We start from the raw sequence: 6,933 nt of genomic DNA, 5'->3' as shown, positions 1-6,933 counted from the left end.
AGTTTTTATACAGCTCCGCTATCTCTAAAACCGTTTGTTGCGCATTTGAATTTAATTGATCAAATAAATCTAATAGCTTGGCGGCATTTGGCGTACTCGCTTTTCCATTTTGGTGAGCTGGTGCTAAGCTCACGGTGTGATTCAAATGGGGGCCGTCTAGAACATCAACTTTTAAATTAAGCCATACAACTAAAGTACGCATTCTTGCACTGTGCGGCATGTTTATTCCGAGCAACCATTTTCGAACGGTTTCAACAGAGACTGGCTCTAATTCACGGGCAATAAGGGTAAAGTCCCTAGCAATTTTCGCGCAACTAGGTACTTTTCCGTAGTGGGCTATTAAGCAGCGCCTAAATTCTTTCGCGAATGCGTTCTTAAGTTCAACCACGTTGATATGTTTTCATTAAACTTTAATAATTACAAAATTTACAATAAATAAGCAGAATAAATAACAACTTTGATTGCAATGATTGGCATCAATAATATGAAATTATTGCTATTCCAATATAAGTTGGTTCAAGTAGAACAAGAGTACTTTTTTTGTAGCTAATTGCTGGAATTAATAAGGGTAAACATGTAGATTGAGCTATTTTGAATTTTTGGTATCAAATCCTTTAGCCAAGTCCAATTGTCCAGCTTGAATCTTTTGCCGAGCTCGCTCCGCTTTGACTGCTGCCTGAGCACGTTTGGCCTGATCTTTTAGGGCTTTGATTCGCGCCTGTGCTGGGGTTAAGGGTTTAGTTGGCAAGGATTGGAATTCATAAAATCGCATACAGATATTTATCTGCTGGCTTTTAGTTATCAATATTCAGTGGGTAGCATTAAGATCCAGCGTTCACTATCCCAGGAGGCATAGAGTGCTATGGAGTCCAGGGGAAAGGTCGTATAGGCTATTTTCTGTGTGGCTAGTACGTTGCCATTGCCATCATCGAGTAATAGCTCAGCCTTACCGTCATTCACAGTCAACTTACAGCTGACAAATATTTCTGCTTTTGGTAAATGGACAATATGGCTGGTAATTGCGTCCATCAGCCAATAGCAGGCCGCTTCTTGTGCCAAAAACTGTGCACCATCCGTTAGAAAGACTTTAGGCCACAGTGGATAGTAGTACTGCGTGCCATAAAACTGCTCCAAATGATTTAAAAGCTGGGTTTTAGATAGATTCATTTTTGCTATGCCTCACTTCATTTATTTATGAATGCGGTTTGCGCAATGGAATCGGTCAAAACCTTGCTCTTTTGACTCGTTTTAGGGATTTTTAATTCAAAGCGACTTCGCAGTTGCAAGCTAGCTGCCTCTATTGCCGCATCAAACGTACCGATCTCAGCTTCGTGTTTTAGAAGCTCTAAGACCTCAATGACATTTTCTAAATTAGCGGCCTCTATAGCGGTTTTTTCTTTAGCCAGCTCTAAAACCATGCTGCCATAAAACACATTGATGCAGAGTGCTCCTGAGCTGCTGGTAAACCACCAGGGTTTTATGCGCTTGGGCTTTTCGATGCTCTTGATATTGCCCTCTAGATCTTTGACGTTTTTATAGCGCTTAATGACAAAGTCGTTGCCCGTATACCTAGCTTTGGCTAATTCCAGCTGTTCCCATAACTTGCTAATCAGCTTGTTTCTGCGCTGCATGATAGGGGGTTGGTTTTTAGGCCGTTTTGCATCGGTCAATTTAAGGGTATTCAGGCTCTCTAGTGTTGCCATCGTGTTCTCTATAAGTTATTAGGACAACGCAACAATATGATCAGAAAACCCCTTTGGACAACCGAAAAAAGGCCGTTTTTGAGCTTTTTTTAGGTCTTAGAACACACATCACCTTTTTTTGCGGATCTTTATGTTCAAGCTAAATAAAACTATCAAAGTAAGGCTTAAAGGTTGGCACGCCGAAGGTAATAGTGCTGCGAAACCCGTTCTGATGTGTGACGGTAAGCAATTCAGATCCCTTACTATCTGGCCTCATCGCACTACCTAGCTGTAATGGCTAGATGCATTAAACGACGCCCCTGTGTGGCAGTACCGTTTGCGATGTTGTATTTGTTGGTAGCGTAGTAATACGTCAATGTAGGCTAAATTGTCGAATTATTGATTAATTCGTCTAGGCTGAAAGTGAGTGGGAAAGCCAATGAAATAAACCCACAAGCTAGTTTGCAAGGGTTCCTGATATAGACCGCAAATTAGCTGCGTATGACGGCACGTAATAGGTGATAGCAATACCTACCTATCTTGCACTAGCAAGTTGTGTGTATATCAGTTGAAAACCTCAGTGAAAGAGGTGGGCATGAGTTGAGCCCTTTAACAGGGCTTGACTTGTGCTTCCTAGTGAAAGATCTATAAAGATTTAATATTCCAAATCATAATTATAAAAAACATTAAAAAAGAAGAAAAATGCGATGAGCGTAAGCGAAGAGCTGGTGAACTTGGTTCACCATATAACTTAAGGGCTTTAAAATTGATTAAAAAATATTAGCATTTAATATTGATTATTAATTGTCAATTAGTAATAAGTGCTAATAATAAGAAAATACCTTTACAGCAATTTCGCTGTTTTAAATTAAAGGTTTGAAATGAGAGTCAATCAATTAGATATACAAAACTATTCAAGTGCTTATGCGCATTCCTGTAAATTCTATGCTGAGAGAGATGCGGTAGGTGGTAAGTTCTGCGGGTTGAACTTAAATAAGCAATACAGTTTTGGTGAATGTTTTGATTTCAGCTTATCAATATAAATTTTAATAAGGTTAATGGAGAAAAAATGGCTTACGATTTCGATAGATACAGTGAAATAATTCAAATGCTACTTGAATCATCTTGGCGCGATTCCGAAAATCCAACAATAGGTGAGGATATCTCGGATTTTCCTGAGATTAAGGTGATGTTTAACAAATATGGCTTTAATGAAGATACACAACAGGACGACAATACTAATGTTGAAGAATATTGCATCTTTATTCATCTAAATTCTGGAGTTAAAGGATTTAATTTCCCAGAACATCAACTTTCTCCATTTGGCATTATGCATCGTCCTAATGAAGAAGTATGTGCAAGAGCTTGGTTTTTAAAGAATCAGGATCGTAGCGATCAAGAAATTGAAGATGGTGAAAATGAGGGTGAATGGGAAATAGAAGATCTTGAAAATACTTCTCAAGACATTGATCTCGATGACATGATGGATGTGCTCGAGAATTTTGCAAAAAACTATTCTGTTTAGACGGTTTCGTGGCAGAAATGCCACGAAATTCCATCAAAAGCCATGATATTTCCACTCAACACATTACTTACGTAAAGTGTTGAGTGCTTGTAACCAACTGAAAATCAAGCGGATATTTTTTTGTCATTTTCACTTGAAAAACCCATCAATCTGAGTGTATTTGTGGTCATTTTCGGTAGGAATAGGACGTTTTTGACTACAAAATATAAGTACATAGATGGCAACACAAGGAGAGACCATGGCACAAGCAAAAACATTAAGTGATACGGAGCTACAGCGGGCACTGGAGTACGCAGCAAGCACCAAAGCAGCAGTGCGTAATCGCGCCATACTGCTGTTAACGCACTGGGCGGGTATGCGTATAGGTGAAGTTTCTAGCGTGCGCTACAGCGACGTTTTAAACGCGGATAAACAAGTATTAAGTGAGATTCACTTAGCAGCCAATCAGACCAAGGGCTCTAAAAGTAGGGTGGTGCTGTTATCGGAGCGGATGCAACATGAACTTGCCGTCTATATTGCAGCGCATCCACCAAAAGACATGAATCGTCCACTCTTTCCCACGCAAAGGGCTTATGGTTTTACGCCAAACACGCTTACTCATGTGATTAATGGCCTATATCGTCAAGCAGGACTAAATGGCGCTACCAGCCATAGCGGCCGTCGTGGCTTTTTGACACGACTTAGTGAAAAGGGCGTATCGGTAAGGGTAATGATGCAGTTAGCGGGGCACAGTCAAATGAGCACAACACAGCGCTATATCGATACCCGTCCTGATATCTTGCGTAATGCCGTGGAGCTCATCTAAGCTATTTTGATTTAGTGGGTTTATTTGCTTTGAGCTGCGGATATCTTGCCTGTAATCGCTTAAATATAGCATCTAGATCAAATGTGGGCAGTACCAACTTGGACGAACTGGGAAACTGTCCTCGCGCCGCTTGCTCAGCAACGCATTTGGCTTTGAGTAGATAGCGACTTGTCAAAATGCTCAAATGAATCTTAGCATCAGCATCTTGTAGACGTTTTTTATTGAGGGTGATTTCTGTTTGGGCGTATTTTTGACTGACGCCTACATTTTTACCAATCCGCCATAATGGTAATTGGGGGTACTGGGTTCTCGCCATCAATATATACAGCATGGTAAAGAGTGGCTTTGAGCGTAAACGTTTAGCAGCCAGGGGTTTAATGGCCCTTTGGGATTTGCTTGGTAGAGGTACTCCCTCATCATCTATTAGTTTAGATATGCGTGCGAGCAATTGCCTTTTGGGTTGCCCTAGCGGCACGGCCAACAGTAACGCCGGTGGATTGCCTTCACCAGCTCGCTGCTTATGAAAGTAATGCTCTAGTGCTCGTCCGAAGAGAGGTTCGTATTCCTCGCCTTGACTCATGCCGGCAATCTTCTTAACGATTGGTTTGTTATACGGTGATCCATATATCGCTAGTCCCCGGCTGGCCCACCACTCATCAAATGAACATTGAAAGATATCTCCATATTCATCGTAGGTCGATAGCACCCGATCAAAGTCTTTAATCACATCGCGCTCTGCTTGTTTGGTGAGCGGTTTATCCGTATCTCGGTATAGCTTGATAATGAGCGGAGCTTGTTTTGATGGAGCTATCTTTTTAGTTCTAATCTCATGCGCTAAGGCATAGCTTGGGCTAATCCGCAAAAATTCCAACATGAGCATGACATAACCCTGTATGCCTTTAGTCGACCAATCTTTGGTAGTTCGACCTGGGATAGAAGTGTTTTTTGGTGCTGTAGCCATTCAAATATATTAACACTTAACAGTGACAATAAACAGTCAAATCAAATAGTTGCTAATAAATTTTACACTCAATTCATGGATCGAAACATAGTGTCTAGACCATAAATGAGGAGAATTAAAGATGAGAAATACAGTGAAATTTGGGATGGTTAGTGCAGACAAAATCATGTTGTCCGGCACTGGAATTAGATTGCTAGATGTTCATAGCACTATTGAGGAAGGCTTAAGCCAGGCGGAATTGGCGCTTTATACAAAAGCTATTAACAAGGTCAATCAAAGTGAAAAATTGAACCGTAAAGACCTAAAGGTACTTGATCGCATTGATCAACTCACCATGGACGTGCATGGTATCTGCTTAAAGGATTCGCAGGTAACAAAAGCACGCATGAAGGCGGCCAAGCGCTATGGCATGAAATTCAGTGATCGAGATGGTTTGGTCGATCATATGAATATGGCATTGGGATTTACGGATGAATGCAGTGAAGATGAATCCGACTTTGAACCAATCATGAAATGCCTTGAGGCGAATATGTGCTCGGACTGCATAGATAAAGTGCATCAAGCGTCATTTAAGATCGCCAATCAAATTCCGCTCACGGAAGACGACGTCTGGATTATGCAGGAGGCATCTAGCATCGTATTTGAGGAGCTTGGTTTCTCATTTGATGACTCAGAAATTGGCAATGCATTAATCGAGGCATGCGAACGCTTGGGCATCAAATACAACGGCCCTTCGGGAATGAACTCTGAAAGCCCATTACGTCCTAACACCTATCACTATCACTAATAGTAATGAAGGCAGCGCCGCTACTGGCGCTGCCTATATAAACTCAATAAGGAAATCAAAATGAACAACGATCAATTAGTAGTGAACAAATCATTAATCAGCCAAGCTGAAGAGTTGGCCATAGAGCACGATTTATTCAATGACCAATACATAGTTACTGGCAGACGAAAGCTCTATCAGCTGCTATCCAAAATCATGGAATTGGCTGAACAGTTCCAAGCTAGCCCAGATAAGGAAGATCTATTCTTCAACCTACGGTATAAGCTCAAAGAATCAAACATTAAGGTGCAAGAAAATACCAGCGATGTTGCTTTACTGGTCAAATACATTACGAGGGCTGACCGTAAAACAGCACATGTCTATAGCAGGGCAATCGAGACTGCGATGGCGTGCCACTATAAAGCTGCAGAACTGCCGGATTTAATAAGCAGCAAAGGCGGTCTTGAAAAACTGAAATTAGGTGTAGAAGAAAATCCAGCAGCTGCATTAAAGCAGCAACTTGAGGATGAGCGACTATTACTCACCCGAGAATTTTTACAGTCGCGAAGCTACGTACCTTTTGCACGTTTTCCGGCGCCAAAAGAGTTTGATGGTATTTACAGTGATAATTGCGAGTTTGAGTACTTGGTTTGCACACAGGTCAATGGCAGCTATAACGTGGTGTGTAAATTGCCAGCCGAGACAGAGCTAGAAAATTTCGTACTTAAAAAACTAGCTACAAATCTCTGTAAAGATATTGATCAGGTCAGACCAAAAATAAAAGCATTGCGGGCTAGGGCCGATGAACTCAGAGACAAACTACGGGCAGGGGAGGCTACTTTGGATGATCTGGGCTTAGGACCTCTTGTACCGGGTAAAGTTTGGGATGAAAACGTAGATATCTTTTTAAACCGTGTTACTGAGGGCTCAAAATTATCGCCTGAGCAGGAGGCGCACTTTAATACTTTATTTGAGACTGTAGAGGAGGTGCTGGACACAGAAGACGGTCAGATAGAGCATACGCTTGATGGCTCCGGTACCACTGATATTGCTGATGTAGTGGACGTCACTGAATTTACGGACAATACTGAGGACATCAATACGCACGCGCTTGGAGCACATTGCAATAAAGATGAACGTGTATTAGAAAATACCTAGGTAAGAACGTGGGCAATCAGGCAGCCGTTACGTAAA

At 41.5% G+C, this 6,933-nt stretch carries 8 protein-coding genes and 1 pseudogene; 4 read left to right on the top strand and 5 right to left on the bottom strand.

All coding sequences use genetic code 11. The features are described from left to right. The 4 genes and pseudogenes from Q8M75_RS01655 to Q8M75_RS01640 all read right to left on the bottom strand — a co-directional run. Positions 1 to 388 (bottom strand): annotated as a pseudogene (locus Q8M75_RS01655) (hypothetical protein); the annotation flags it as partial. Positions 389 to 586: 198 nt separating this feature from the next. Next, on the bottom strand, positions 587 to 772 hold the full coding sequence (locus Q8M75_RS01650) for a hypothetical protein (protein WP_305485499.1): 186 nt from the start codon (positions 770 to 772) through the stop codon (positions 587 to 589). Positions 773 to 801: 29 nt separating this feature from the next. Beyond that, positions 802 to 1,167, bottom strand: coding sequence for a DUF6876 family protein (locus Q8M75_RS01645; RefSeq protein ID WP_305485497.1), 366 nt, complete (start codon positions 1,165 to 1,167; stop codon positions 802 to 804). Between the two features lie 17 nt (positions 1,168 to 1,184). Next, positions 1,185 to 1,703, bottom strand: coding sequence for a DUF6641 family protein (locus tag Q8M75_RS01640; RefSeq protein ID WP_305485495.1), 519 nt, complete (start codon positions 1,701 to 1,703; stop codon positions 1,185 to 1,187). Positions 1,704 to 2,751: 1,048 nt separating this feature from the next. Between Q8M75_RS01640 and Q8M75_RS01635 the strand changes: the two genes are divergently transcribed. Together Q8M75_RS01635 and Q8M75_RS01630 are read left to right on the top strand one after the other, a co-directional pair. Further along, positions 2,752 to 3,207, top strand: coding sequence for a hypothetical protein (locus Q8M75_RS01635; RefSeq protein WP_305485493.1), 456 nt, complete (start codon positions 2,752 to 2,754; stop codon positions 3,205 to 3,207). Positions 3,208 to 3,445: 238 nt separating this feature from the next. Next, a complete protein-coding gene (locus Q8M75_RS01630; RefSeq protein ID WP_305485491.1) occupies positions 3,446 to 4,012 on the top strand; it encodes a site-specific integrase in 567 nt (188 codons plus the stop codon). 1 nt (position 4,013) lies between these two features. Here Q8M75_RS01630 and Q8M75_RS01625 read toward each other — a convergent pair whose 3' ends face one another. Next, the gene (locus Q8M75_RS01625; protein WP_305485490.1) at positions 4,014 to 4,973 is read right to left on the bottom strand and encodes a hypothetical protein; all 960 of its coding nucleotides are present in this window, start codon (positions 4,971 to 4,973) and stop codon (positions 4,014 to 4,016) included. A 121-nt stretch (positions 4,974 to 5,094) separates the two neighbouring features. On the opposite strand from Q8M75_RS01625, the gene Q8M75_RS01620 reads away from it, so the two are divergent. After that, complete coding sequence (locus Q8M75_RS01620; protein ID WP_305485488.1) at positions 5,095 to 5,760, top strand: hypothetical protein; 666 nt, start codon at positions 5,095 to 5,097, stop codon at positions 5,758 to 5,760. 60 nt (positions 5,761 to 5,820) lie between these two features. Further along, a complete protein-coding gene (locus Q8M75_RS01615; RefSeq protein WP_305485485.1) occupies positions 5,821 to 6,897 on the top strand; it encodes a hypothetical protein in 1,077 nt (358 codons plus the stop codon). Positions 6,898 to 6,933 lie beyond the last annotated feature (36 nt).

It is taken from the genome of Polynucleobacter sp. (assembly GCF_030693775.1).
Classification (GTDB): Bacteria; Pseudomonadota; Gammaproteobacteria; order Burkholderiales; family Burkholderiaceae; genus Polynucleobacter.
This window is presented reverse-complemented; position numbering and strand designations above follow the sequence as displayed.